Source organism: Streptomyces sp. NPDC050448 (assembly GCF_040655295.1).
Classification (GTDB): Bacteria; Actinomycetota; Actinomycetes; order Streptomycetales; family Streptomycetaceae; genus Streptomyces.
This window is the reverse complement of record NZ_JBFAJR010000010.1, coordinates 74,808-96,642: the sequence shown is the minus strand read 5'-3', so window position 1 is coordinate 96,642 and position 21,835 is coordinate 74,808. Positions and strand designations below refer to the sequence as shown.

24 protein-coding genes and 1 riboswitch are annotated in these 21,835 nt (G+C 72.6%); of the genes, 8 read left to right on the top strand and 16 right to left on the bottom strand.

Annotated elements, in window-relative coordinates; genetic code table 11:
• Window positions 1–10 precede the first annotated feature (10 nt).
• From AB0I68_RS14765 to AB0I68_RS14755, 3 genes are read left to right on the top strand one after another with little or no spacing between them, the layout of a single operon-like run.
• A complete protein-coding gene (locus AB0I68_RS14765; RefSeq protein WP_363177653.1) occupies window positions 11–415 on the top strand; it encodes a hypothetical protein in 405 nt (134 codons plus the stop codon).
• Between the two features lie 3 nt (window positions 416–418).
• Window positions 419–868 carry a DCC1-like thiol-disulfide oxidoreductase family protein gene (locus AB0I68_RS14760; RefSeq protein WP_363177652.1) on the top strand — a complete coding sequence of 150 codons (450 nt, stop codon included), beginning with the start codon at window positions 419–421 and terminating at the stop codon, window positions 866–868.
• Window positions 869–879: 11 nt separating this feature from the next.
• Window positions 880–1,611 carry a TetR family transcriptional regulator gene (locus AB0I68_RS14755; protein ID WP_363177651.1) on the top strand — a complete coding sequence of 244 codons (732 nt, stop codon included), beginning with the start codon at window positions 880–882 and terminating at the stop codon, window positions 1,609–1,611.
• A 43-nt stretch (window positions 1,612–1,654) separates the two neighbouring features.
• Here the strand turns inward: AB0I68_RS14755 and AB0I68_RS14750 are convergent, their stop codons facing one another.
• The 3 genes from AB0I68_RS14750 to AB0I68_RS14740 form a co-directional block, all read right to left on the bottom strand.
• Window positions 1,655–2,230: an ABC transporter substrate-binding protein gene (locus AB0I68_RS14750; RefSeq protein WP_363177771.1), complete on the bottom strand. Its 576-nt coding sequence runs from the start codon at window positions 2,228–2,230 to the stop codon at window positions 1,655–1,657.
• Window positions 2,231–2,294: 64 nt separating this feature from the next.
• Window positions 2,295–3,587 (bottom strand): metallophosphoesterase, encoded by a 1,293-nt coding sequence (locus AB0I68_RS14745; RefSeq protein ID WP_363177650.1) that lies wholly within the window; start codon window positions 3,585–3,587, stop codon window positions 2,295–2,297.
• Entirely contained in the window at window positions 3,584–3,856 is a 273-nt protein-coding gene (locus tag AB0I68_RS14740; RefSeq protein WP_363177649.1) for a hypothetical protein, read from the bottom strand. The genes AB0I68_RS14745 and AB0I68_RS14740 overlap by 4 nt, the downstream gene beginning before the upstream one ends.
• 121 nt (window positions 3,857–3,977) lie before the next feature.
• Between AB0I68_RS14740 and AB0I68_RS14735 the strand changes: the two genes are divergently transcribed.
• Complete coding sequence (locus tag AB0I68_RS14735; RefSeq protein WP_363177648.1) at window positions 3,978–5,240, top strand: D-alanyl-D-alanine carboxypeptidase; 1,263 nt, start codon at window positions 3,978–3,980, stop codon at window positions 5,238–5,240.
• Here AB0I68_RS14735 and AB0I68_RS14730 read toward each other — a convergent pair.
• The 4 genes from AB0I68_RS14730 to glyA all read right to left on the bottom strand — a co-directional run bounded on the left by AB0I68_RS14730 (window position 5,237) and on the right by glyA (window position 9,660).
• Complete coding sequence (locus AB0I68_RS14730; RefSeq protein WP_363177647.1) at window positions 5,237–6,130, bottom strand: YihY/virulence factor BrkB family protein; 894 nt, start codon at window positions 6,128–6,130, stop codon at window positions 5,237–5,239. The two genes, AB0I68_RS14735 and AB0I68_RS14730, sit on opposite strands and share 4 nt — an antisense overlap.
• A 175-nt stretch (window positions 6,131–6,305) precedes the next feature.
• The gene (locus AB0I68_RS14725; RefSeq protein WP_363177646.1) at window positions 6,306–6,929 is read right to left on the bottom strand and encodes a 2'-5' RNA ligase family protein; all 624 of its coding nucleotides are present in this window, start codon (window positions 6,927–6,929) and stop codon (window positions 6,306–6,308) included.
• A gap of 99 nt (window positions 6,930–7,028) precedes the next feature.
• Window positions 7,029–8,042, bottom strand: coding sequence for a tryptophan--tRNA ligase (gene trpS / locus AB0I68_RS14720; protein ID WP_363177645.1), 1,014 nt, complete (start codon window positions 8,040–8,042; stop codon window positions 7,029–7,031).
• A 349-nt stretch (window positions 8,043–8,391) separates the two neighbouring features.
• Window positions 8,392–9,660, bottom strand: coding sequence for a serine hydroxymethyltransferase (glyA, locus tag AB0I68_RS14715; RefSeq protein WP_363177644.1), 1,269 nt, complete (start codon window positions 9,658–9,660; stop codon window positions 8,392–8,394).
• Between the two features lie 35 nt (window positions 9,661–9,695).
• A riboswitch (ZMP/ZTP riboswitch) is annotated at window positions 9,696–9,786 on the bottom strand.
• Between the two features lie 141 nt (window positions 9,787–9,927).
• Here glyA and rocD point away from each other — a divergent pair.
• A complete protein-coding gene (rocD, locus tag AB0I68_RS14710) occupies window positions 9,928–11,133 on the top strand; it encodes an ornithine--oxo-acid transaminase (RefSeq protein ID WP_363177643.1) in 1,206 nt (401 codons plus the stop codon).
• A 253-nt stretch (window positions 11,134–11,386) separates the two neighbouring features.
• On the opposite strand, the gene AB0I68_RS14705 is transcribed toward rocD, so the two are convergent.
• On the bottom strand, window positions 11,387–12,577 hold the full coding sequence (locus AB0I68_RS14705) for a glutathionylspermidine synthase family protein (RefSeq protein ID WP_363177642.1): 1,191 nt from the start codon (window positions 12,575–12,577) through the stop codon (window positions 11,387–11,389).
• A 5-nt stretch (window positions 12,578–12,582) separates the two neighbouring features.
• A complete protein-coding gene (locus AB0I68_RS14700) occupies window positions 12,583–12,897 on the bottom strand; it encodes a hypothetical protein (protein WP_363177641.1) in 315 nt (104 codons plus the stop codon).
• Between the two features lie 97 nt (window positions 12,898–12,994).
• Here AB0I68_RS14700 and AB0I68_RS14695 point away from each other — a divergent pair, with 97 nt between their 5' ends.
• Window positions 12,995–13,819, top strand: a complete 825-nt coding sequence (locus AB0I68_RS14695) for a hypothetical protein (protein ID WP_363177770.1) — start codon at window positions 12,995–12,997, stop codon at window positions 13,817–13,819.
• A 240-nt stretch (window positions 13,820–14,059) separates the two neighbouring features.
• On the opposite strand, the gene AB0I68_RS14690 is transcribed toward AB0I68_RS14695, so the two are convergent.
• Entirely contained in the window at window positions 14,060–15,454 is a 1,395-nt protein-coding gene (locus AB0I68_RS14690) for a PLP-dependent aminotransferase family protein (protein WP_363177640.1), read from the bottom strand.
• Window positions 15,455–15,500: 46 nt separating this feature from the next.
• Here AB0I68_RS14690 and AB0I68_RS14685 point away from each other — a divergent pair, with 46 nt between their 5' ends.
• Window positions 15,501–16,004, top strand: a complete 504-nt coding sequence (locus AB0I68_RS14685; RefSeq protein ID WP_363177639.1) for a carboxymuconolactone decarboxylase family protein — start codon at window positions 15,501–15,503, stop codon at window positions 16,002–16,004.
• A 34-nt stretch (window positions 16,005–16,038) separates the two neighbouring features.
• Here AB0I68_RS14685 and AB0I68_RS14680 read toward each other — a convergent pair whose 3' ends face one another.
• The 6 genes from AB0I68_RS14680 to AB0I68_RS14655 all read right to left on the bottom strand — a co-directional run bounded on the left by AB0I68_RS14680 (window position 16,039) and on the right by AB0I68_RS14655 (window position 20,718).
• Entirely contained in the window at window positions 16,039–16,773 is a 735-nt protein-coding gene (locus AB0I68_RS14680) for a hypothetical protein (RefSeq protein ID WP_363177638.1), read from the bottom strand.
• Window positions 16,774–16,776: 3 nt separating this feature from the next.
• Window positions 16,777–17,178, bottom strand: coding sequence for a hypothetical protein (locus tag AB0I68_RS14675; protein WP_363177637.1), 402 nt, complete (start codon window positions 17,176–17,178; stop codon window positions 16,777–16,779).
• Window positions 17,168–17,854, bottom strand: a complete 687-nt coding sequence (locus tag AB0I68_RS14670) for a hypothetical protein (RefSeq protein WP_363177636.1) — start codon at window positions 17,852–17,854, stop codon at window positions 17,168–17,170. Before AB0I68_RS14670 ends, AB0I68_RS14675 begins: the two co-directional genes overlap by 11 nt.
• Before the next feature lie 159 nt (window positions 17,855–18,013).
• Window positions 18,014–19,003, bottom strand: a complete 990-nt coding sequence (locus AB0I68_RS14665) for a malate dehydrogenase (protein WP_363177635.1) — start codon at window positions 19,001–19,003, stop codon at window positions 18,014–18,016.
• 292 nt (window positions 19,004–19,295) lie between these two features.
• The gene (locus tag AB0I68_RS14660; RefSeq protein WP_363177634.1) at window positions 19,296–19,865 is read right to left on the bottom strand and encodes a DUF3017 domain-containing protein; all 570 of its coding nucleotides are present in this window, start codon (window positions 19,863–19,865) and stop codon (window positions 19,296–19,298) included.
• Window positions 19,855–20,718 (bottom strand): bifunctional methylenetetrahydrofolate dehydrogenase/methenyltetrahydrofolate cyclohydrolase, encoded by an 864-nt coding sequence (locus AB0I68_RS14655; RefSeq protein WP_363177633.1) that lies wholly within the window; start codon window positions 20,716–20,718, stop codon window positions 19,855–19,857. The genes AB0I68_RS14660 and AB0I68_RS14655 overlap by 11 nt, the downstream gene beginning before the upstream one ends.
• Before the next feature lie 346 nt (window positions 20,719–21,064).
• Between AB0I68_RS14655 and AB0I68_RS14650 the strand changes: the two genes are divergently transcribed.
• Window positions 21,065–21,748 (top strand): hypothetical protein, encoded by a 684-nt coding sequence (locus tag AB0I68_RS14650; protein WP_363177632.1) that lies wholly within the window; start codon window positions 21,065–21,067, stop codon window positions 21,746–21,748.
• The last annotated feature ends 87 nt before the right edge of the window (window positions 21,749–21,835 follow it).

The window sequence follows — 21,835 nt, the reverse complement described above, 5'->3', positions numbered from 1 at the left end:
GGGCGAGGGTATGGACCTCACCGTCGTCGCATACGTCATCTACCTGCTCGTCAGCATCGCGCTGACCGTCTGGGTGGCCCGTACGCTCAGCCGCAACGGGCGGATCTTCATCGCCGACGTCCTGCACGGGAACGAGAAGCTCGCGGACGCGGTGAACCACCTCCTGGTGGTCGGCTTCTACCTCGTGAACATCGGGTTCGTGACTCTGTACCTGCGCTCGGACGTCGACATCAACACGGCCCGTGAGCTCTTCGAGGCCCTGTCGGTCAAGCTCGGCGTCGTCCTGCTGGTCCTCGGTGTCATGCACCTCGGGAACGTGTGGGTGCTGAACAAGATGCGCCGCCGCGGGATCATGGAGCGCCAGCAGACGCCGCCGGTCGCCCCGCACGCGTGGACCGCTCCGGCCGGGGCCTGACCGATGGCAGCGGAGACGCCGGCCACCCGGCGCCTGACCGTGCTGTACGACGCCAACTGCCCGCTCTGCGTCCACATCCGGCACTGGCTCATGGGGCAGCGCTGGCTGGTACCGCTCCGGCTGATCCCGGCCGGGTCCTTCGAGGCGCAGCGGCGGTACCCGCAGCTCGACCATGCGGCAACGCTCCGCGAGATCACCGTCATCGGGGACTCGGGGCAGGTGTGGACCGGTACGGATGCCTTCATCGTGTGCCTGTGGGCGCTGGCGGAGCACCGGCCGAAGGCGAACTGGCTCGCCACCGCGGCGGGCCGGCCCTTCGCCCGGGCCGCCATGTACACGGCCTCGGCGTGGCGCCAAGCGGTACGGACCGAGGGCGACCCGGAGGCCGGGGCGGCGGGTGAAGCGGAGCCGGAGGCACCGGCCTGTGGCGACCACTGCTCCGTGCCCGGATAGGCTCGTACACCGTGACTGATCAGAAGGCTCCCAAGAGCGAACAGACCCGCACGCTCATCCTCGAAACCGCGCTCCGTCTCTTCCAGGAGCGCGGCTTCGACAAGACGACCATGCGGGCCATCGCCAAGGAGGCAGGGGTCTCGGTCGGCAACGCCTACTACTACTTCGAGTCGAAGGAACACCTCGTCCAGGGGTTCTACGACCGGATCGGCGCCGCGCACCAGGCGGCGGTCCGGCCCATCCTGGACAGCGAGACCGATCTGCAGAAGCGGCTCGCGGGCGTGCTGACGAGCTGGCTGGACATCGCTGCGCCGTACCACGAGTTCGCCTCGCAGTTCTTCAAGAACGCGGCGGACCCGGAGAGCCCGCTCAGCCCCTTCTCCCCCGAATCGGAACCCGCGCGCAAGGCGGCGATCGACATGCACCGCGAGGTGCTGGCGGGCGCGAAGACGAAGGTCCCGGACGAACTGGCCGACGTACTGCCGGAGCTGATGTGGCTCTCGCAGATGGGGCTCGTCCTGTACTGGGTCTTCGACCGGTCCCCGAACAGCGAGAAGACGCGGCGGCTCGCGGAGCGCGGCGCGCAGCTGACGACGCGGGGCATCGTCCTGGCCCGGTTCCGGGTGCTGCGGCCGCTGGTGCGCGAGCTCCACGAGCTGTTCGCGGACTTCCTGCCGGGAATGGCGCAGACGGTGGTCTCGAAGAAGAAGCGGGCCTCCGACCCGGACCCCGGCCCGGCATAGCGGTCGACGCGACCCCCGGTGCGACGCCCGGACGGCCCGCCGGCTACAGCCAGTTGAGTTCCCACAGGCCCCAGACCCCGGTGCCGTCGGAGAGGTACTGGGCTCCGGCGACGGCATCGCGGGACAGCACGTAGTCCTTCTTCTGCCAGATGGGCAGCATCGGGATGCGCTGGGAGACCAGCTTCTGGAGCTCGCGGAAGTCGCCGGAGGCCTGGGTGCGGTCCGAGAAGGACTGGGTACGGGCGATGAGGTCGCCCACGGCCTTGTCGGAGAAGCCGTTGTTCATGCTGGAGTCGGCACCGACGAGCGGGGCGAGGAAGTTGTCCGCGTCCGGGAAGTCGGCGATCCAGCCGATGGTGTAGGCGTCGAACTCACCGGCGGCATAGGCCTTCTGGAAGTCGGCCCACTTCTCGACCGCCTTGACCTTGACCTGGAAGAGCCCGGTGGACTGGAGCTGCTTCGCGATCTCCTCGGCCTCCGGGACGTTCGCGCCGCGCGTGTTCACGCCGAGGGTGACGGTGACCGGGGCGGTGATCCCGGCGTCCTTGAGCAGCTTCTTCGCCGTGGCGCCGTTGGGCGACGGGTAGGTGTCGAAGAACGGCGTGCTGTGGGAGGCGATGCCGGCCGGGAATTTCGGCCTCGGGAAGACTGATTCACGGCGGGTCGTTACCGCTTGCGCCCGGTCAGGCCTGGTATGAGGCGAGTTCGACGACTGTGATGTCGGACGGCGCCCCGACCCGGACCGGAGGTCCCCAGGCGCCGGCGCCGCGGGAGACGTAGAGCTGGGTGTCGCCGTAGCGCTCGAGGCCGGCGACCGTGGGGTTGGCGAGCTCGGCGAGGTAGTTGCCCGGCCAGAGCTGACCGCCGTGGGTGTGCCCGGAGAGCTGGAGGTCGACGCCGTGGCGGACGGCGTCGTGGATGACGACGGGCTGGTGGGCCATGAGCACGGCGGCGCGGGACCGGTCGCGGTCGCCGAGGGCTGCATCGAAGTCCGGGCCGTGGCCCTCGGACTCGCCCTGTACGTCGTTGACCCCTGCGAGGTCGAAGTACGGCAGCGCCCGGCGGGCGTTCTCCAGAGGGGTGACGCCGAGCTCGCGGACGTGGTCGATCCACTGCCGGGCACCGGAGAAGTACTCGTGGTTGCCGGTGACGAAGTACGAGCCGTGCCGCGCCCGGAGCCGGCTCAGGGGCTCGGCGGCGCTGCCCAGGTCGTGCACGTTGCCGTCCACGAGGTCCCCGACGATGGCGATGAGGTCGGGCTGGGTGCGGTTGACGGTGTCGACGATGCGGGTGGTGTGGGCGCGGCCGAGGATCGGGCCGAGGTGGATGTCGCTGACGACGGCGATCCGGAAGCCGTGCGCGGCGCGGGGCAGCTTGGCGAGGGGGACCTGGACCCGCTTCACGCGCGGCCCGCGCAGCACCCCGTACGTCCCGTACCCGACGGTCCCCACGGCCGCCGCTGCGGCGGCTCCGCCGACGGCCCGCGCCACGAACCGCCTCCGGCTGACACCCTCGGGGCCGCGGGCCGGCAGGGCCGGGCTCCGGCTCTCGCTCGCGCTCGGGCTCGCGCTCTGGCTCGCGCTCTGGCCGTCGCCGTCGCCGTCGCCGTCGCCCTGCCGGGCCGGGAGCGGCGGCGCGGGCGCGGGGTCCGGGGACGGGCCGCGGGAGCGGAGCAGCAGGGCCCGGACCGGTTCGGCCACGAGCATGGCCAGCGTCAGGTACAGGAGCACCGCAAGCCACATGTAACCAGGCCAGGCCACGGACTGTTGGAGCCAGAAGGGGGCGCCGGCGCGGCCCGCGGTGAGGGCGGCCAGCGAGAGGAGCGGCAGGGTGAAGGCAAGGGTGGTGCCGACCCGGCGGGCCGTGCCGCGCGGGCGCGTCGTATCGCGGACCAGGCGGATCCACAGCCAGCGGTGGACCAGGACCAGCAGGGCCAGGACCACCACTGCGATCGCCGCGAAGATCGCGATCTTCACTCCGGCGAACCCGGGCCCGGACCCCGGCGAGATTCACGCCGCAGGGCGAGGACGCCGCGCAACCCGATCACACCAACGGCCGTCCCCAGGAGAAAGGAAGCCACCGCCAGGAGAAGGTGGACCCAGAAGTAAGCCGTCGGCTCGCCCGCCGCGTCGAATGCCAGACCACTGGCGTCCTTCCACAGGTTCCGGACGAAAGTTGCCCAGATGAACCAGCTCCACACTCCGAAGGAGAGCAGGAACCAGGAGACGGCGCGGCTGAGTTTCATGCCCCCAGTATCGGTTTGGTCCCCAGGACGGACGCGTGGGGGTGGGCTGTACCGGCGGTGGTTCGGACAAGTTGGCCGGTCCCGGGCGGCAGACAGCCCATCGGGATGTACTTTCACCTGCGTGTCTGCCAAGAAGACCGCGCTGACGGTCCTTTCCGCCGGGCTGCTGGTCCCCGCGATGCTCGTGGTGCCCGCGCACGCCGCGCCCTCTCCGGCCCCGGACGGGAAGGGGAAGCCGCGCAAGGCCCCGGCCGCGGCCGCGCCGCCGGCGTCGATGTCGACCGTCGGCGGAGCCCTGCTCGGCAAGCCGGGGGTCCAGGTGAATCCGCTGGCGGGCGCCCCCGCCCTGCCGGCGAACCTGACGGGACGTTCGTGGATCGTGGCCGACGCCGAGACCGGCGAGGTCCTGGCCGCCAACAACGCGCACTGGCGGCTGCCACCGGCGTCCACCTTGAAGATGCTCTTCGCCGACACGGTGCTGCCCACTCTCCCGAAGGACCAGGTCCACAAGGTCACCGAGCAGGAGATGGAGGGCGTCGGCGCGGGCTCCAGCCTGGTCGGGGTCAAGGAGGACCACGAGTACTCCGTGCACGACCTGTGGCTCGGGGTGTTCCTGCGGTCCGGGAACGATGCCGTGCACGTGCTCTCCGCCATGAACGGCGGCATCGAGAAGACCGTCAAGGACATGCAGGCGCACGCCGAGGAGCTGCAGGCCCTCGACACGCATGTCGTGTCCCCGGACGGGTACGACGCCCCGGAGCAGGTGTCGAGCGCGTACGACCTCACCCTCATCGCCCGCTCCGGCCTGCAGAAGGCGGACTTCCGCGAGTACTGCGGCACGGCGAGCGCGAAGTTCCCCGGCAAGCAGGAGCCCGGGAAGCCGCGCGAGTACTTCGAGATCCAGAACACCAACCGGCTGATGACGGGCTCGGGCGGCCTCTCCCCGTACAAGGGCATCGCCGGGGTGAAGAACGGCAACACCACCATGGCCGGCTCCACCTTCACCGGCGCGGCGCAGCAGGGCAACAAGAAGCTGCTGGTCACGGTGATGAACCCGAGTGCGGGCGGCCTGAACTCCGTCTACGAGGAGACCGCCGACCTCTTCGACTGGGGTTTCGCGGCGATCGGCAAGGTCAAGCCGGTGGGCGAGCTGGTCCCGCCGAAGAGTGCGGACACCTCCCCCCTCGGCTCCCCCGCCCAGTCGCACGAGCACCGCCTCTCGGCGGCCGGTGAGGGCTCGGACGGCGGTGTGAGCACCGCGCTCGGCGTCACGGGCGGGGCGCTGGCCGTGATCGCGGTCGGGGCGTACACCGTCAACCGCCGCTGGCCGCGCGGCCCGCGCGGCCGCCGGAGCGGCGACCAGAGCGGCGACGGGGCGTCCTAGACCGCCTGGTCCTCGGGGTCCTCCGCGCCGTCGCCGTCCGCGCCGTCGCCGGTCACCGTCCAGGCCGAGCAGAACAGCAGCAGCTTCGCCATCAGGTTGATCCAGATCAGCAGGGCGACGGGCACGCCGAAGGCCCCGTACATGCTTTTCCCGGCGACCCCGCGCATGTAGCCGCTGAGCAGCAGTTTCAGCAGCTCGAAGCCCGCTGCGCCGATGAGGGCCGCCTGGAGGAGGCTGCGGCGCGACGGTTCGACGCCCGGCAGCAGGGTCAGGACGTAGAGCAGGAGCAGGAAGGCCGCGAGGACGCCGACGAGGAAGGCGCCGGTGCGCAGGAGCGCGCCGCCCGCGCCGTGCTGCGGCACGCCCAGCCAGGTGCCGAATGTGCCGACCGCGCTGGAGCCGAGGATCGAGGCCGCGGCCGAGGCCAGGCCGACGCAGCCGAGGCCGACGAGCACGAGTGCGTCCTTGCCCTTGCGGACGACGGGGTTCCCGAGGTCCTCGTCGTCCTTCTCCCACACGGCGCGCAGGCAGTCCCGCATCGAGCCGATCCACCCGATGCCGGTGACGAGCAGGAGGGCGCCGGCGACCAGCCCGATCGTGCCCGCGTTGGCGACGAGGCCGTTGATGTCGAGCTGCCCGGAGATGCCGGGGACCTGCTCGGCGAGGTTCTTCTGCAGCCGGTCCAGCTGCTCCTGGCTGAGCAGCGCCGCGCCGATGGCGGCGGCCACGGTGATCAGCGGGAAGAGCGCGATGAAGCTGATGAAGGTGATCGCGGAGGCGAGCCTGCTCCAGTGGACCCGGTCGAGGCGCCGGTAGGAACGCCACGCGTGCGTCCGCATCAGCCGGACCACGAGTGGCCCGACCACCGGGATCTTTGTCAGCCAGTCCATGAGATCACCGTAAATGAGCCGACGGAAATAGCCGGGATTGTCGGTTTCGGGCACTACGGTCGTCGATTGTGACTTTTCGCGAAGCGCGTCCGACGGGCCGTCCGTTCCACACCCTGGTCCTGCGCACGCTCCGGTTCCACGCCCGCCAGACCCTCAGGCCGCTCCATCAGGAACGTCAGGAGCGCCGTACCGCGGTCTCGGCCGCACCGGCACCGGCGGCACCCGCCGCCTCGTCGACCTGTGAGCCCAGCTGCGCCGGGACACCGGTGACCGGGCCACTGCCGAAGGGGTACTCGCGCAGCTTGCGCCAGACCCCGTCCGAGCCCTGCTCGTAGAGCGCGAAGCCCGCGCAGGTCCACTGCGCCTCGTAATCGGCGAGGGTGGCGAACGCCAGGTCCATCGCCTCCTCGGAGATCCCGTGGGCGACCGTGACGTGCGGGTGGTACGGGAACGCCAGCTCCCGGTTGAGCGGCCCGTCCGGGTCCCGGACCAGGCCCTGGAGCCGGGTGCAGCCCGTACCGCCCTCGACGATCTGGACGAAGACGACCGGCGAGAGCGGGCGGAACGTGCCGGTGCCCGCGAGCCGCATCCCGAAGGCGCCGAAGGCGGCCGCGACCTCGGACAGGTGGGCCCTGATCTCCGGCAGCCGCTCCGCCTCCACCTCGGTGGGCGGGACGAGGGTGACATGCGTGGGGATCCCGTACGCGGCAGCGTCCCCGAAGCCGGCGCGCAGCTCCTGGAGGCGGCTGCCGTACGGCTCCGGGACCGCGATCGAAACGCCGAGCGTTACGGTCCCCACGTATGTCTCCTCCGTCGTCTGCTGCGGGTAGGTCCTGCCGACCCAGTGTGGGGCCAGCACCCCCCGGATTGCCAGAGCCCTCTTTCCCCGACCGTTCGGTCAGTGCTTGGCGGGGACCAGGCCGAGGCGGTCGTAGGCCTGCGCCAGGGTCTCGGCGGCGACCGCACGGGCCTTCTCCGCACCCTTGGCCAGGATGGAGTCCAGCGTCTCCGGGTCGTCCAGGTACTCCTGGGTCCGCTGCTTGAACGGTGTGACGAAATCGACCATCACACCGGCCAGGTCCGTCTTCAGCGCGCCGTAGCCCTTGCCCTCGTACTTGGCCTCGAGGGCGGGGATCGACTCCCCCGTGAGGGTGGAGTAGATCGTGAGCAGGTTGCTGACGCCGGGCTTGTTCTCGGTGTCGAAGCGGATCTCGGCCTCGGTGTCGGTGACCGCGCTCTTGATCTTCTTCTCGGTGACCTTGGGCTCGTCGAGGAGGTTGATCAGGCCCTTGGGGGACGACGCGGACTTCGACATCTTGATCGTCGGGTCCTGGAGGTCGTAGATCTTCGCGACCTCCTTGACGATGTGCGCGGCGGGGAGGGTGAAGGTCTGGCCGAAGCGCTGGTTGAAGCGCTCGGCCAGGTCGCGGGTCAGCTCGATGTGCTGGCGCTGGTCCTCGCCGACCGGGACGGCGTTCGCCTGGTAGAGCAGGATGTCGGCGACCTGGAGGATCGGGTACGTGAACAGGCCGACGGAGGCGTTGCCGGCGCCGCCCTTGGCGGACTTGTCCTTGAACTGGGTCATCCGGCTGGCCTCGCCGAAGCCGGTGATGCAGTTCATGACCCAGCCGAGCTGCGCGTGCTCGGGTACGTGGCTCTGGATGAAGAGCGTGCAGCGCTCGGGGTCCAGACCGGCGGCGAGGAGCTGCGCGGCGGAGAGCCGGGTGTTCGCGCGGAGGTCCTTCGGATCCTGCGGCATGGTGATCGCGTGCAGGTCGACGACCATGTAGAAGGCGTCGTGCGTCTCCTGCAGGGCGACGTACTGACGGATGGCTCCGAGGTAGTTCCCGAGGTGGAACGAACCGGAGGTGGGCTGGATACCGGAGAGCGCGCGAGGACGATCAGAAGCCATGGCTTCATTCTCTCAGGTGCGGGGGCCGTGTCCGGCCGCGTACTGGCCGGAAGCCGCCGGGTCTCTTCCGCGCCCCGCCGGAGGGCGCACGCCCCTGCCCCGCGCGCCGGGCGGCTCCGGCCCCTGCCGCGGTACGGCCCCTGGCCGGATCTCACCCGAAGCAAGCGACCGCTTTTCCGATCCGGCCCGCGCGGCGCGCGAGGCCCGGGGCCGGGCGCGGCCCGGCGGCCGTCCAGCCCGTCCGGCGCCTGAGGACCGGGGCCGGGCGGAGCCCGGCGACCGGTGGAAGGGCGGGCAGGGGACGGCTCCGCGCAGCGGCCCCCGCCCGCCCCGGCCGGGAGGGCCCGGGTCAGGACAGGGGCAGGCCCGGGGCCGGGAAGGCCGCCATCAGGTCCGCGACCTCGGCGCGGACGGCGGCCAGCGCCGGCTCGTCCGACTTCGCGGCGGCGTCCACCGCCCGGGAGATCCACTCCGCCACCAGGGGCATGTGGTCCACCCCGAGGCCCCGCGACGTCAGCGACGGGGTGCCGATGCGGATGCCCGACGGGTCGAACGGCTTGCGCGGGTCGAACGGGACCGTGTTGTAGTTCACCACGATCCCCGCCCGGTCCAGCGCCTTGGCCGCCACCTTGCCGGGGACTCCCCGCGACGTCAGGTCCATCAGGATCAGGTGGTTGTCCGTGCCGCCCGAGACCAGGTCGAAGCCCTTGCCGAGGAGGGCTGCCGCCAGGGCCTTGGCGTTGGCGACCACCGCGTGGGCGTACGTGACGAACGACGGCTGCGCCGCCTCGTGCAGGGCCACCGCGATGCCCGCCGTCGTCTGGTTGTGCGGCCCGCCCTGGAGCCCCGGGAACACCGCCTTGTCGATGGCCTTCGCGTGCTCCTCCCGGCACATCAGCATCGCGCCCCGCGGCCCCCGCAGGGTCTTGTGCGTGGTCGTCGAGACGACGTCCACGTGCCCGACCGGCGACGGGTGCGCCCCGCCCGCGATCAGGCCCGCGATGTGCGCCACGTCCGCGACCAGGACCGAGCCCGCCTCCTGCGCGATCGACGCGAACGCCTCGAAGTCGATCGTGCGGGGAAGGGCGGTCCCGCCGCAGAAGATGATCTTCGGGCGCTCCGCCAGCGCCAGCTCGCGCACCGCGTCGTAGTCGATCAGGCCGGTGCCGGCCTGCACCCCGTACTGGACCCCGCGGAACCAGGAGCCCGTCGCCGAGACGCCCCAGCCGTGCGTGAGGTGCCCGCCCATCGGCAGGGCCATGCCCATCACGGTGTCGCCCGGCTTCGCGAAGGCCAGGTACACCGCGAGGTTCGCCGGCGAGCCCGAGTACGGCTGGACGTTGGCGTGGTCCACCCCGAACAGGCCCTTCGCCCGCTCGACGGCCAGCGCCTCGACGCGGTCGATGTTCTGCTGGCCCTCGTAGTAGCGGCGGCCCGGGTAGCCCTCGCTGTACTTGTTCTGCAGCACCGTGCCGGAGGCCTCGAGCACGGCGGCCGACACGTAGTTCTCACTGGGGATCAGACGCAGGGTCTCGGCCTGCAGGGATTCCTCGGCGGCGACGAAGGACGCCAGCTCGGGGTCGACTGCGGACAGGGCGGGATGGCGGCGCGCGGTCATGGCGGCTCCTCCGGGGTCGATGTCAGATCTCGTCCCCGCGAGGCCCAGGCGAGCGGCCCTGTATGCGGTCGTGCGCGCACGACTCCCCCGGAGTTGGTTCTCCGTACGCCAGTCGCCGTGCGTACCGCTCACCTTAGCGGGCGGTCCGCAAGAAAGGTTTCCCCGTCCGGTATACGAGCGACGTATAGCCGTATACAAGGTGACGCAGGTGACGCCACCCTCGTCACCCTCGTGAGCCGGCCCGCCTGACCGACGATCGGAGACACCGTGTCGACAACTGCTGATGCCATGCGTTCCGCCGAGGCGCACAGCGCGCACAACTACCACCCGCTGCCCGTCGTCGTGGCGTCCGCGGAAGGCGCGTGGATGACCGACGTGGAGGGCCGCCGCTACCTGGACATGCTCGCGGGCTACTCGGCGCTCAACTTCGGCCACGGCAACCGCCGTCTGATCGACGCCGCCAAGGCGCAGCTGGAGCGGGTCACCCTCACGTCGCGGGCCTTCCACCACGACCGGTTCGCCGACTTCTGCACCGAGCTCGCCGCGCTGTGCGGCAAGGAGATGGTGCTGCCGATGAACACGGGCGCGGAGGCCGTGGAGACGGCGGTGAAGACCGCCCGCAAGTGGGGTTACGAGGTCAAGGGCGTCCCGGACGGGCACGCCAAGATCGTCGTCGCGGCCGACAACTTCCACGGCCGGACGACGACGATCGTGAGCTTCTCGACGGACCACGAGGCCCGCGACCACTTCGGGCCCTACACACCCGGGTTCGAGATCGTCCCGTACGGGGACCTCACCGCCCTGGCCGCGGCCGTCACGACGAACACCGTGGCCGTGCTGCTGGAGCCGATCCAGGGCGAGGCCGGGGTGCTGGTGCCGCCGGCCGGCTACTTCCGGGGCGTACGGGAGCTCACGCGCGAGCGGAACGTCCTCTTCATGGTGGACGAGATCCAGTCGGGGCTGGGCCGGACCGGGAAGACGTTCGCGTGCGAGCACGAGGACGTCGTGCCGGACGTGTACGTCCTCGGCAAGGCGCTGGGCGGCGGCGTGGTCCCGGTGTCGGCCGTCGTCGCCGACCGGGACGTGCTCGGGGTGTTCCGGCCCGGCGAGCACGGCTCCACCTTCGGCGGAAACCCGCTGGCCTGCGCGGTCGCCCTCGAGGTGATCGCGATGCTGCGCACCGGCGAGTACCAGCAGCGGGCCGCCGAGCTCGGCGACCACCTGCACCGGGAGCTGAACCTGCTGGTCGGCGGGGGCGCGGTGACCGCCGTACGCGGGCGCGGGCTGTGGGCGGGCATCGACATCGCCCCGGGGCACGGCACGGGCCGGGAGATCTCCGAGCGGCTGATGGAGCGGGGCGTGCTGGTCAAGGACACCCACGGGGCGACGATCCGGATCGCGCCCCCGCTGGTGATCAGCAAGGAGGACCTGGACTGGGGCCTGGACCAGCTGCGGTCCGTCCTGGCCGGCTGACCGGGGTCCGCCGCAGGCGCGGCCGGGGCCGTCCCGGGTCCCGGCCGGGGCCGTCCCGGACCCGGCCCAGGGCCGTCCCGGCTCCCGGGCCGGGGCCGTCCCGGACCCGGCCCAGGGCCGTCCCGGCTCCCGGCCCGGGCCCGGGAGGGGCCCCGGCCTGGGTCCGGGAGGGGCCCCGGCCTGGGTCCGGGAGGGGCCCCGGCTCGGGTTCCGGCCCGGGTTCCGGCCCGGGTTCCGGCCCGGGTTCCGGGCCCTACTGGATGACGTGGGGCAGGAAGCGGGCGTACTCGTCCGTGACCGGGCCCGCCGATTCGCGGATGCCGAGGCCCGCCGCCTCCTCCTCGACCACCCACGCGCCGAGCACCACGCGGTTGCCGTCGAAGTCGGGCAGCAGGGCCAGGCCCTGGAAGACGTACGCCTCCCCCTCGGCCGGCACGAACGGCTCGCCGCCGGCCGGGTGCAGGGTGACCCCGGCGCCCTCGCGGCCCAGCAGGGGCTTCGCGGCGTAACCCGTCGTCCCGGCGAGTTCGCGCGGGCCGTCGAGGTAGGCGGGCAGCAGGTTCGGGTGCTCCGGGAAGAGCTCCCACAGGATCGCCAGCAGCGCCTTGTTGGACAGCAGCATCTTCCACAGCGGCTCGATCCAGCCGGTGGTCCCGGAGCCGCCGCCGTGGTCGTACGTGTCGAGGACCTGCGGTCCGAACGCGTCGCCGGCCAGCCACTCCCACGGGTAGAGCTTGAAGCAGCTGCGGATGAAGCCCAGCTTCTGGTCCACGAACCGGCCCGACAGGCTGTCCCAGCCGATCTGCTCCACGGACAGCGCCTCCGTCTCCAGGCCCGCCTGCTCGGCGGTCTCCTGGAGGTAGGCGACCGTCATCAGGTCCTCGCCGAGCTCGTCGGTCTCGGAGTGCGCGAAGTGCACCGGGCCGGGCGGCAGCAGCTCCGCCTGCCGGCGCCAGGCCTCGACGAGCCGCTCGTGGAGGGAGTTCCACTGGTCGGCGCCGGGGAAGCGCTCCTCCATCCAGAACCACTGCGGACTGGCCGCCTCCACGAGGGAGGTGGGGGTGTCGGCGTTGTACTCCAGCATCTTGGCCGGGCTGCCGGTGCCGTCGTAGCGCAGGTCGAACCGGCCGTAGAGGGACGGCTGTTCGGCGCGCCGGCGCCAGGACTCGGCGATGAGTTCCGCGAGGCGCGGGTCGGTGATGCCGAGGTCCGCGAAGCGGTCGTGCTCGACGATGTGCGCGGCCGCGGCCAGGCACATGGCGTGCAGCTCCTCGACGACGTTCTCCAGCGCCTCGACCTCGGGGAGCGAGAAGGAGTAGTACGCGCTCTCGTCCCAGTAGGGGCGCAGCGAGTCGTCGGGGTAGCGGGTGAGGGGGTAGATGAGCCCCTGCTCCTCGACGGTCTTCTGCCAGTCGGGGCGCGGTTCGATGGTGTGGCGTCGCACGCGGGTCAGCCGCCGCTGGAGCTGGAGTGGCCGCCGATGCCACCGCGGGTGACGGCGGACTTGTCGAAGCTGCCGCCGCCGACCCGGTTCTTGGAGACGCTGCCCCCGTAGTAGTACGCGCCACGGCCGCTGCCGCCGCTCTTGCATTCCTTGGTGTTCAGCTTCTCCAGGGTGGCGCGGTCGACGCAGCGCTTGTCGGGCTCGCTGCTGCTGCCGCAGGCCACGAGCGCGGCAGCGAGCAGGCCCATGCCGCCCAGGGCAACGCTGCCGGAGCGCATCCGGCGTCGGGTGGTGCTGCTGCTTCTGCTGCTGTCGTTCATGGCGGACAGACTAGAACGGGGCGGCGGAGCGATGGAATCCGGCCGTCGAAACCCTCCCATCACCTCCATGACCTAGAGTCACTTCGTGCTTCTTGGGATGCTTTGCGCGCTCGGTGCGGCGGTCTGTTTCGGCACGGCGTCGGTCCTGCAGGCGATGGCCGCGCGGGCGGTGGAGCCGGGGACCGGGTCGGGGGTGGACACGGCGCTGCTGCTGCGGGCGGCACGGCAGTGGCGGTACGTGCTGGGCCTGGGGCTGGACGCGGCCGGGTTCGTCCTCCAGATCGTGGCGCTGAAGCACATCCCGATCTACGCGGTGGGGGCGGCGCTGGCGGCGAGCCTCGCGGTGACGGCGGTGGTCTCGGCGCAGCTGCTGCACGTACGGCTTCGCGGGGCCGAGTGGGGTGCGGTGGGGGTGGTGTGCGCGGGGCTGGCGATGCTGGCGCTGGCGTCGGGCGAGGAGGGCGAGGGGACGGGGTCGTTCGCGCTGCAGCTGGGGCTGCTGGGGGTGGCCGGGCTGGTGCTGCTGGTGGGGGCCGTGGCCGGCGGGCTCCCGGACCGCTCGCGGGCGCTGGTCCTCGGCCTGGCGGCGGGGACGGGCTTCGGGGTGGTGGAGGTGGCGGTCCGCCTCATCGACGGCATCTCGTTCACGAACCCGGCGCTGTACGCACTGCTGCTGGGCGGGGGCGCGGCGTTCCTGCTGCTCACCTCGGCGCTCCAGCGGGGCTCGGTGACGGTGGCCACGGCGGGGATGGTGCTCGGCGAGACGATCGGCCCGGCGGTGGTGGGGGTGGTGTGGCTCGGCGACCGCACGCGCGAGGGCCTGGCCTGGCTGGCCGTCCTGGGCTTCGCGCTGGCGGTGGCCGGAGCCCTGGCCCTGGCCCGCTTCGGCGAACCCCCGACCCCGGAGCCCGCCCCCGCGTAGCCCCGGGGCCGGCCCCGGCTGCGCCATGGCCCGGCCCGGCCGGCTCGTCCCGCGTGCCGTGCTGCCGCTTCCCGCTTCGCGGAACCTCCCCGCCCCGCCCTTCTCCGTTTCCCGAGCTCTGCCCGGACCCCGCGGCGCGGGGGCGGCCCCCGCCGCGAGGGCGCGGGGGGGGCAGGGCACCCGCCTCGAGGGCGCCGGGGCAGGGCCCCCACCGCGGCGGCGCGGCGCAGCCGGAAGCCGTCACGGCAGCGCAGCGACCAGCGCCGCCAGCGTCGGCGACCACGCACTCGTCGACGGAGTCCCGTAGCCCACCACGAGGGCCTCGCGGTGGGCGAGCCCCGCCTCCGGGTGGGTGTAGCGGGACAGGGTCTCCAGGGCCAGGTCCTGCCAGGCCGCCGCCCGCAGGACCGACGCCTGCGTCCCCGCCGGGAGGTCCAGCACCGCGTGCAGGCCCGCCGCGATGCCCGACACCGCCACCCGGCCGGAGACCGCGGCGACCAGCTCGTCCCGGCGCCGCCGGTACCGCAGCCGCATGCCGCGCACGTGCCGGTCGTACGCCCCGGACCGGATGAACTCCGCGAGCGTCAGCTGGTCCAGCGCGCTCGACGTCCAGTCGATCCGCCCCTTCGCCGCGACGACCTCGTCCAGCAGCCCCGGCGGCACCACCATCCATCCCATCCGCAGCCCCGGCGCGAGCGACTTGCTCGCCGTGCCGAGGTACACCACACGGTCCGGGTCCAGTCCCTGCAACGCCCCCACCGCCTGGCGGTCGTAGCGGAACTCCCCGTCGTAGTCGTCCTCCAGGATCAGCCCGCCCGTGGTCCGGGCCCAGTCGACCGCCGCCGCCCGCCGGGCCGGGGTCAGCGCCACCCCGGTGGGGAACTGGTGGGCGGGGGTCAGCAGCACCGCCCCCGCCTCCCCCGTCAGGTCCGGCGTCCGCGCCCCCGAGGCGTCCACCGCCAGCGGCCGGGTCCGCAGCCCCGCCCCCGTCAGCAGCTCCCGGTGCACGTCGAGGCTGTACCCCTCCACCGCCACCTCCCGGACCCGCCGCGCCCGCAGCACCCCCGCCAGCAGCGTCAGCGCATGCACGAACCCCGCGCACAGCACGATCCGCTCCGGGTCCGCGTACACCCCGCGCGCCCGCGCCAGGTACCCGGCGAGCGCCTCCCGCAGCTCCACCCGGCCGCGCGCGTCGGCCGCGTACCCGAAGGCCTCGTTCGGCGCGTCCGCCAGTGCCCGCCGGGCCGCTGTCAGCCAGCCGGCGCGGGGGAAGCCGCCCAGGTCGGGAGTACCGGGCAGCAGGTCGTACGAGGGCCGCCGCCGCGCGGGATGCCGGACCCGGGCGGCCCCCGCGGGCCGCCGCGCCCGGGCCCGTTCCGCGACCCGGGTGCCGGAGCCCTGGCGGGCCGTCAGCCAGCCCTCGGCGACGAGTTCGGCGTACGCCTCCGCGACCGTGTTCCGCGCGATCCCGAGGTCGGCGGCGAACGACCGCGACGACGGCAGCCTGGTCCCGGGCGCCAGCCGCCCGCTGCGCGCGGCCTCGCGCAGCGCCTCGACGAGACCGGCCCGCAGACCGCGCCCGGCGGAGAGGTCCAGATGCAGGTCGGCACCGAAAGTGGCCCGTGATTCCGTCATGGATATGGACCATATCGGCGGGCCGCCTGCTTCTTAGGGTGGAGACATGACCACCACGCACGAACACACCGCCGCACACGCCCCCGAGCACACCCCGCGCATGGGCTGGGCCCAGCACGTGCCGGACGTCTACAAGGCCGTCGTCGGTCTGGAGATCGCCTCGAAGAAGGGCCTGGACCCGGCCCTGGTCGAGCTGGTCAAGATCCGCGCCTCGCAGCTCAACCACTGCGCCTTCTGCCTGGACATGCACACGAAGGACGCGCTCGCCGCGGGCGAGACCGTCGAGCGGATCGTCCAGCTCGCCGCCTGGGAGGAGTCGCGCCACTTCTACACCGAGAAGGAGGCCGCCGCGATCGAGCTGACCGAGGCCGTGACCGTCCTGACCGACGGTTTCGTTCCCGACGAGGTGTACGAGAACGCCGCGAAGCACTTCGAGGAGAAGGAGCTCGCCCAGCTGATCGCCGTGATCGCGACGATCAACGTCTGGAACCGCTTCGCGGTGACCACCCGCATGGTCCCGGGCCACTACACGCCGGGCATGTACAAGTAGGACCCGGGCGACCGGTCGCCCGGTCGCCCGGTCGTCAGTCCGGGCGGAACGAGGCCAGGGCCGCCGCCAGGCGCACGCGGACGGTCTTGGCCTCGCCGGCCGGGCCGCAGGCCGTGAGCACCCACCGGCTGCCGTCGGAGGCGACGAGGAGCCGCCCGATGCAGCGGGCGGTCCCGCCGGTGTCCCCGTCGGGGATCTCGTAGACGATCTCGCAGCCGCGGCCCTGCCTCGCTCCGAGCGAGAGCCGCCGGTAGCCGTCCCGGGAGCTCACCCCGCTGCTGCTCTCGACCAGGACCTCGCACGGGTTGTCGGGGCCCCCGGCGACCCGGAAGGCATGGAGCAGGCTGCCCCGGCCCTGCGCGGGCCGGAACACCGCGCCGGCTCCGGTCCCGGGCTCGGACGTACTGAGCTGCCAGCCGGGGGGAACCGCGACCCGGAAGCCCGACCCGGCGCTGCGCAGCACCTGGTAGCCGTCCGGCAGGACCCCCGGGTCCGCCACCACGTACGAGGCCGCCAGCGCTGCCCCGCCCAGGGTCGCGGCCAGGCCCAGGGCGATCGCCGACCGGGTCCACCACCGGCGCGCCCGACTCGGCGCGGGCGGCGCATCGGGCGGTGCTCCGTCCGGGGAGCCGTCCGGGGGACGGGCGGGCTTCGGCGGCAGCTGCGGCCGCTCGGCCCCCGGCTCCGACTCCTGCGACTCCTCCCGGTCCTCCGGCAGCTCCCACTGCTGCGACTGCGGGTTCCAGCGGGCCAAGCCGCCCCAGGTCACTGATCACCCCCCGAACGAGGTCAGCAGGGCGGCCAGCGCGGTGGCCGCGCTCACCGAGTCCACCAGCGGGGCCCACCGCTCCAGCGCCCCGCGCGGCCGGGCGGGCAGGCCCGGCCCGACCTCCTCGCCGGCCTCCTCCAACTCCCCCGCCACCGCATCGAGTTCGGCGTCCAGGGCGGCCCGGTCCGCGCTGCGGGGCAGCCGTACGAGGGCGGCGCGGAGGTCGCGTACGGCCTCCAGCGACTGCTCCGCGGTCGGCCCGGCCGCATCCGCGTCCGCGCCCGTACCGCCGTGGTTGACGGTGCTGTTGCCGACGTCCCTGCCGCCGATGCTGAAGGCGCTGCCCCGCACGCTGCCGATCCGCACCGAGGGCTGCGGCTGCCCGTCCCCTGCGCTACCGGCCACTTCTGCTCTCCTTGCCCACGCGCACGCGCCCGTCCTTCCGTTCCGCCTTGTCCGTCGTCGTCCCGTGGATCCCGAAGGCGCTGTTGCTCACCGACTGGATGAACACCCCGCCGTCCGCGACGTTGACGGCACGCTCCGCGAACTCCTCGGTGTGCCGGCCCGCGTCGTGCAGCGCCGGCGTCACGCCACCGACGATCCGCTCCTGAATGGTCTTCAGGTACCGGTCGAGGTCCATCAGCCGGAACAGGGATCCGTCCTCCTGTGACGCCAGTTCGCGTACGGAGGCGACCGGTCCCGCCGCGTACGCGACGCCGTGCCCGGCGGTGGCCAGGCGCCACGGGACCCGGCAGGCGCCACCCAGGGTGGCGAGGGCCACGCCGAGGGAGCCGGGGGCCTGGGTGAGGGCGAGGAGGACCTCGGCGACGGGGGTGTTGCGGCGGTGCCGCCGGGCGCTGTCGTCGGCCCGCTGGAAATCGGGCCGCACCGGCAGCAGCACGTGCGGCGCGACTTCCAGCATCAGCATGCCGCCCCGCGTGTGGACCCGGATGAAGACGGTGATGACGAGGCTCTCGTCCCAGCCGCCGATCCGGACGCGCAGGAAGTGCCGGCGCCGCTCGCCGCCGGGTCGGCGGGGGCCCTGCCGTCCGGTGTGCCCGTGCCGCTGACGCTCACGCACTCTCCTCGCTCGGGAGGAGGGCAACCGTACGGCGCCCGTGCGGCACGGGACAGGGCGGATCACGCCAAAAAGGCCCCGGCGCGGTGCGCCGGGGCCTTCAGGTGTTTCGGATCGGATCGACCGGACCGGACCGGCCGGATCAGATCGGATCAGATCAGATCAGATCAGGCCGAGCTCGCGGACCGCGTCGCGCTCCTCGACGAGCTCCGCCACGGACGCGTCGATGCGCGCACGGGAGAACTCGTTGATGTCCAGGCCCTGGACGATCTCGTACTTGCCGTCCTTGGTGGTGACGGGGAAGGAGGAGATGATGCCCTCCGGGACGCCGTAGGAGCCGTCCGACGGGATGCCCATCGAGGTCCAGTCGCCCGCGGCGGTGCCGTTGACCCACGTGTGCACGTGGTCGATGGCGGCGTTCGCGGCCGAGGCGGCCGAGGACGCGCCACGGGCCTCGATGATCGCGGCGCCGCGCTTGGCGACGGTCGGGATGAAGGTGTCGGCGAGCCACAGCTCGTCGTTGACGACCTCGGCGGCGTTCTTGCCGGCGATCTCCGCGTGGAAGATGTCCGGGTACTGGGTCGCCGAGTGGTTGCCCCAGATGGTGAGGCGCTTGATGTCGGAGACGGCGGCACCGGTCTTGGCGGCCAGCTGCGAGATCGCGCGGTTGTGGTCCAGGCGGGTCATCGCGGTGAAGCGCTCGGCCGGTACGTCCGGGGCGGCGGCCTGCGCGATGAGCGCGTTGGTGTTGGCCGGGTTGCCCACGACCAGGACCTTGATGTCGTCCGCGGCGTGGTCGTTGATCGCCTTGCCCTGCGGCTTGAAGATGCCGCCGTTGGCGGAGAGCAGGTCACCGCGCTCCATGCCCTTGGTGCGCGGGCGGGCGCCCACGAGCAGCGCGACGTTGGCGCCCTCGAAGCCCTTGTTCGGGTCGTCGAAGATGTCGATGCCGGCGAGCAGCGGGAAGGCGCAGTCGTCGAGCTCCATGGCGGTGCCCTCAGCGGCCTTCATGCCCTGGGGGATCTCCAGAAGACGGAGCTTGACCGGCACGTCCGCGCCGAGCAGGTGACCGGAAGCGATGCGGAAGAGCAGCGCGTAGCCGATCTGGCCGGCGGCGCCGGTGACGGTGACATTCACGGGAGTGCGGGTCATGGCCTTCTCCGTTAGACAGCTGGCGGTGGGGCGTCCCTGCCCCATGTGCTGGCGGACGCCGCTCCCCTGCGAATCTTGACGTGAAGAGACATCCGGCGTCAGGCTATCCGACCTTCGAGCGGCCCAACCCCCCGGTCTGTGTGGTGCGTGGCACACGAACCGGGAGTTCGAAGGCGGGGGGCGGGATTTCCCCCCGCTTTTCGTCTGTCCGGCACCGCCGGACGGGTGTACGCAACGCCCGCGGCGGGTAAGGGCGTACGCATGTGCGAGCGCCGGCGGCGCCCCGCCGGCGTCAGCGGACCGTGAAGCGGACCGCACTCTCCAGGAACGGGATCTCCAGCCACGGCTTGGGCTCCATCACCAGCGCGAGCAGCGTGATCGCCACCCCCAGCAGCCCGTACGTGACCATGTCCGTGAAGCGGGAGCGCACCGCGAGCATCCCCACCGACGGCAGCACGCGCCGCAGTACGGAGGCCGCGATCAGGGCCACCCCGATCACCAGGCAGCCGACGCGGGGGTGCCCCAGCGCGGTCAGGAGCAGTCCGACCGCGGTGGCGGCGAGCACGCTGAGCATCGGCCACTGCCGGGCCGCGAGCGCGTCCCCGGGCGCGGCGCGGCCGTGACCCTCGGGGCGGGCCGTGTCCTGGGTGATGGAGGGGAAGCGGCGCGACTTCGAGGCCTCCGGGTCCGCCGGCGCGGCGGCTCCGGCGCCCGCAGGCCCGGAGTCGGCCACGGCGGCGGCCCCGGTGTCAGCCCTGGTGTCAGCCCCGGTGTCAGCCCCGGGACCGGCGGCGTCGTCGGCGCCGGTTCCGGTTCCGGTGCCGGTGCCGGTCCCGGCTTGCGCTTCGTGCTCAGCCTGCACTGGTCGACGTCCGTTCCGCCGCCTCGACGACGTTCACGAGCAGCTGCGCGCGGGTCATCGGGCCGACTCCGCCCGGGTTCGGGGAGATCCAGCCGGCCACCTCGGCGACGCCCGGGTGCACATCGCCGACGATCTTGCCGCTCTCGTCGCGGCTGACGCCCACGTCCAGGACGGCCGCGCCGGGCTTCACGTCCTCCGGCTTGACCAGGTGCGGGACGCCTGCCGCCGCGACGATGATGTCCGCCTGGCGCAGCTGGGCGGCCAGGTCGCGGGTGCCGGTGTGGCACAGGGTCACGGTGGCGTTCTCCGACTTGCGGGTCAGCAGCAGACCCATGGAGCGCCCGACGGTGATGCCGCGTCCGAGGAGCACCACGTGCGCGCCGTTGATCTCGATGCCGTGGTGGCGCAGCAGCTGGACGATCCCGTACGGGGTGCAGGGCAGCGGGCCCGGCTCGTTCAGCACCAGCCGGCCGAGCGACATCGGGTGCAGGCCGTCGGCGTCCTTCGCCGGGTCCATCAGCTCCAGGACCCGGTTGGTGTCGATGCCCTTGGGGAGTGGGAGTTGGACGATGTAGCCGGTGCACTCCGGGTTGGCGTTGAGTTCCCGTACGACCGCCTCGATGTCCTCCTGGGAGGCCGTCGCGGGCAGTTCGCGCTGGATGGACGCGATGCCGACCTCGGCGCAGTCCTTGTGCTTGCCATTGACGTACCAGCGGCTGCCCGGGTCGTCGCCGACCAGCAGGGTGCCGAGGCCGGGGGCGATGCCCCGGGCCTTGAGCGCCGCCACGCGGGCGGTCAGTTCGGACTTGATCGCGGCGGCGGTGGCCTTGCCATCGAGAATCTGGGCGGTCATGGTCCCATCCTCCCGGATGGAGCGGCCCCGGTTCCAGTCGTGGGGTCGCCGCCGGTGCGTGGCGGGGCCTTGAGGGGCCTTGACGGGGCCTTCGGCGGGGCCTTGCGGGCTCCGGCGCAGAGGTCCGCCGCGGGGGCCGCCGCGGGTTCGTCACAGGCTTGCACCATTCATTGCACTTGCACAACAAGTGACGGCCCCGTCGCTCCGCCGCTGGACAACTCCGGCCCGATCGGCCCACGATGACGGAAAGAGTGCCGCGGGCAGTGCCGGGGGGCGGACCGCAAACAGCAGTATTTCCTCCGTGCGTGCCGTGCGTCCCCGCACTTCCACGGAGGAACACCCCAAGATGAGCTTCGGCGACCCGAACAACCCGTACGGGCAGCAGCCGCCGGCCCCGCAGGGCCAGCCCGGCTACGGCTACCCGCAGCAGGCCCCGCAGGGCATCCCGCCGCAGGGCGGCTACGCCTACCCGCAGCAGGCCCCGATGGGCTACCCGAACCAGGCGTACCCCGCGGGCCCCGGCGGTTTCCCGGGCGCCCAGATCCCCATGCCCGGCGGGGTGAAGGCCGCCCGCGTCATCCTGTTCATCGTCGGTGGTCTCCAGACCCTGGGCGGGATCGCCGTTCTCCTCGGCGGGGCGATGTTCGCCTCGGTGTTCGCCGACTCCTCCAGCCGCTCCTCCGGCTACGCCTCCTCGGCGAGCGACGCGGGCACGCTCGCGGGCGGGGTGCTCGTCATCGCCGGCATCTTCTGCCTGGCCCTGGCGCTGTGGCCGATCCTGACCGCCGCCAAGCTGGGCAAGGGCCGCGGCGGCGTCCGGGTCTCGGGCATCATCTACGGCTCGCTGATGACCCTCTTCTCCGGAATCAGCCTGATCGTCAACTTCGCGGCGCTCAGCAGCGACGCGGCGCCGGGCGCCATCGTGTTCTCGCTGATCCTGGCCCTGATCGAGTTCGGGCTGGCCCTCTGGGTCCTCGTCGGCCTGGCCAACTCGGCCGCCAGCGCGTACTTCCGGCGCCCGCAGTACTAGGGGGTGCCAGGCGGCCCGGGCCCGGCCATGATCCGCCGGACACCCCCTGGGCCCCGTAGGCACCGCCGCCACCACGGCGCACGGCGA

What these genes read in the sequence shown, in the direction of transcription:
- AB0I68_RS14760 (WP_363177652.1), top strand. Translation starts at nt 419, where the DNA reads ATGGCAGCGGAGACGCCGGCCACCCGGCGCCTGACCGTGCTGTACGAC.
- AB0I68_RS14695 (WP_363177770.1), top strand. Translation starts at nt 12,995, where the DNA reads ATGCTTTGCGCGCTCGGTGCGGCGGTCTGTTTCGGCACGGCGTCGGTC.
- AB0I68_RS14730 (WP_363177647.1), bottom strand. Translation starts at nt 6,130, where the DNA reads ATGGACTGGCTGACAAAGATCCCGGTGGTCGGGCCACTCGTGGTCCGG.
- AB0I68_RS14665 (WP_363177635.1), bottom strand. Translation starts at nt 19,003, where the DNA reads ATGACCCGCACTCCCGTGAATGTCACCGTCACCGGCGCCGCCGGCCAG.
- trpS (WP_363177645.1), bottom strand. Translation starts at nt 8,042, where the DNA reads ATGGCTTCTGATCGTCCTCGCGCGCTCTCCGGTATCCAGCCCACCTCC.
- AB0I68_RS14650 (WP_363177632.1), top strand. Translation starts at nt 21,065, where the DNA reads ATGAGCTTCGGCGACCCGAACAACCCGTACGGGCAGCAGCCGCCGGCC.
- AB0I68_RS14765 (WP_363177653.1), top strand. Translation starts at nt 11, where the DNA reads ATGGACCTCACCGTCGTCGCATACGTCATCTACCTGCTCGTCAGCATC.
- AB0I68_RS14685 (WP_363177639.1), top strand. Translation starts at nt 15,501, where the DNA reads ATGACCACCACGCACGAACACACCGCCGCACACGCCCCCGAGCACACC.
- AB0I68_RS14655 (WP_363177633.1), bottom strand. Translation starts at nt 20,718, where the DNA reads ATGACCGCCCAGATTCTCGATGGCAAGGCCACCGCCGCCGCGATCAAG.
- AB0I68_RS14740 (WP_363177649.1), bottom strand. Translation starts at nt 3,856, where the DNA reads ATGAAACTCAGCCGCGCCGTCTCCTGGTTCCTGCTCTCCTTCGGAGTG.
- AB0I68_RS14690 (WP_363177640.1), bottom strand. Translation starts at nt 15,454, where the DNA reads ATGACGGAATCACGGGCCACTTTCGGTGCCGACCTGCATCTGGACCTC.
- glyA (WP_363177644.1), bottom strand. Translation starts at nt 9,660, where the DNA reads ATGACCGCGCGCCGCCATCCCGCCCTGTCCGCAGTCGACCCCGAGCTG.
- AB0I68_RS14700 (WP_363177641.1), bottom strand. Translation starts at nt 12,897, where the DNA reads ATGAACGACAGCAGCAGAAGCAGCAGCACCACCCGACGCCGGATGCGC.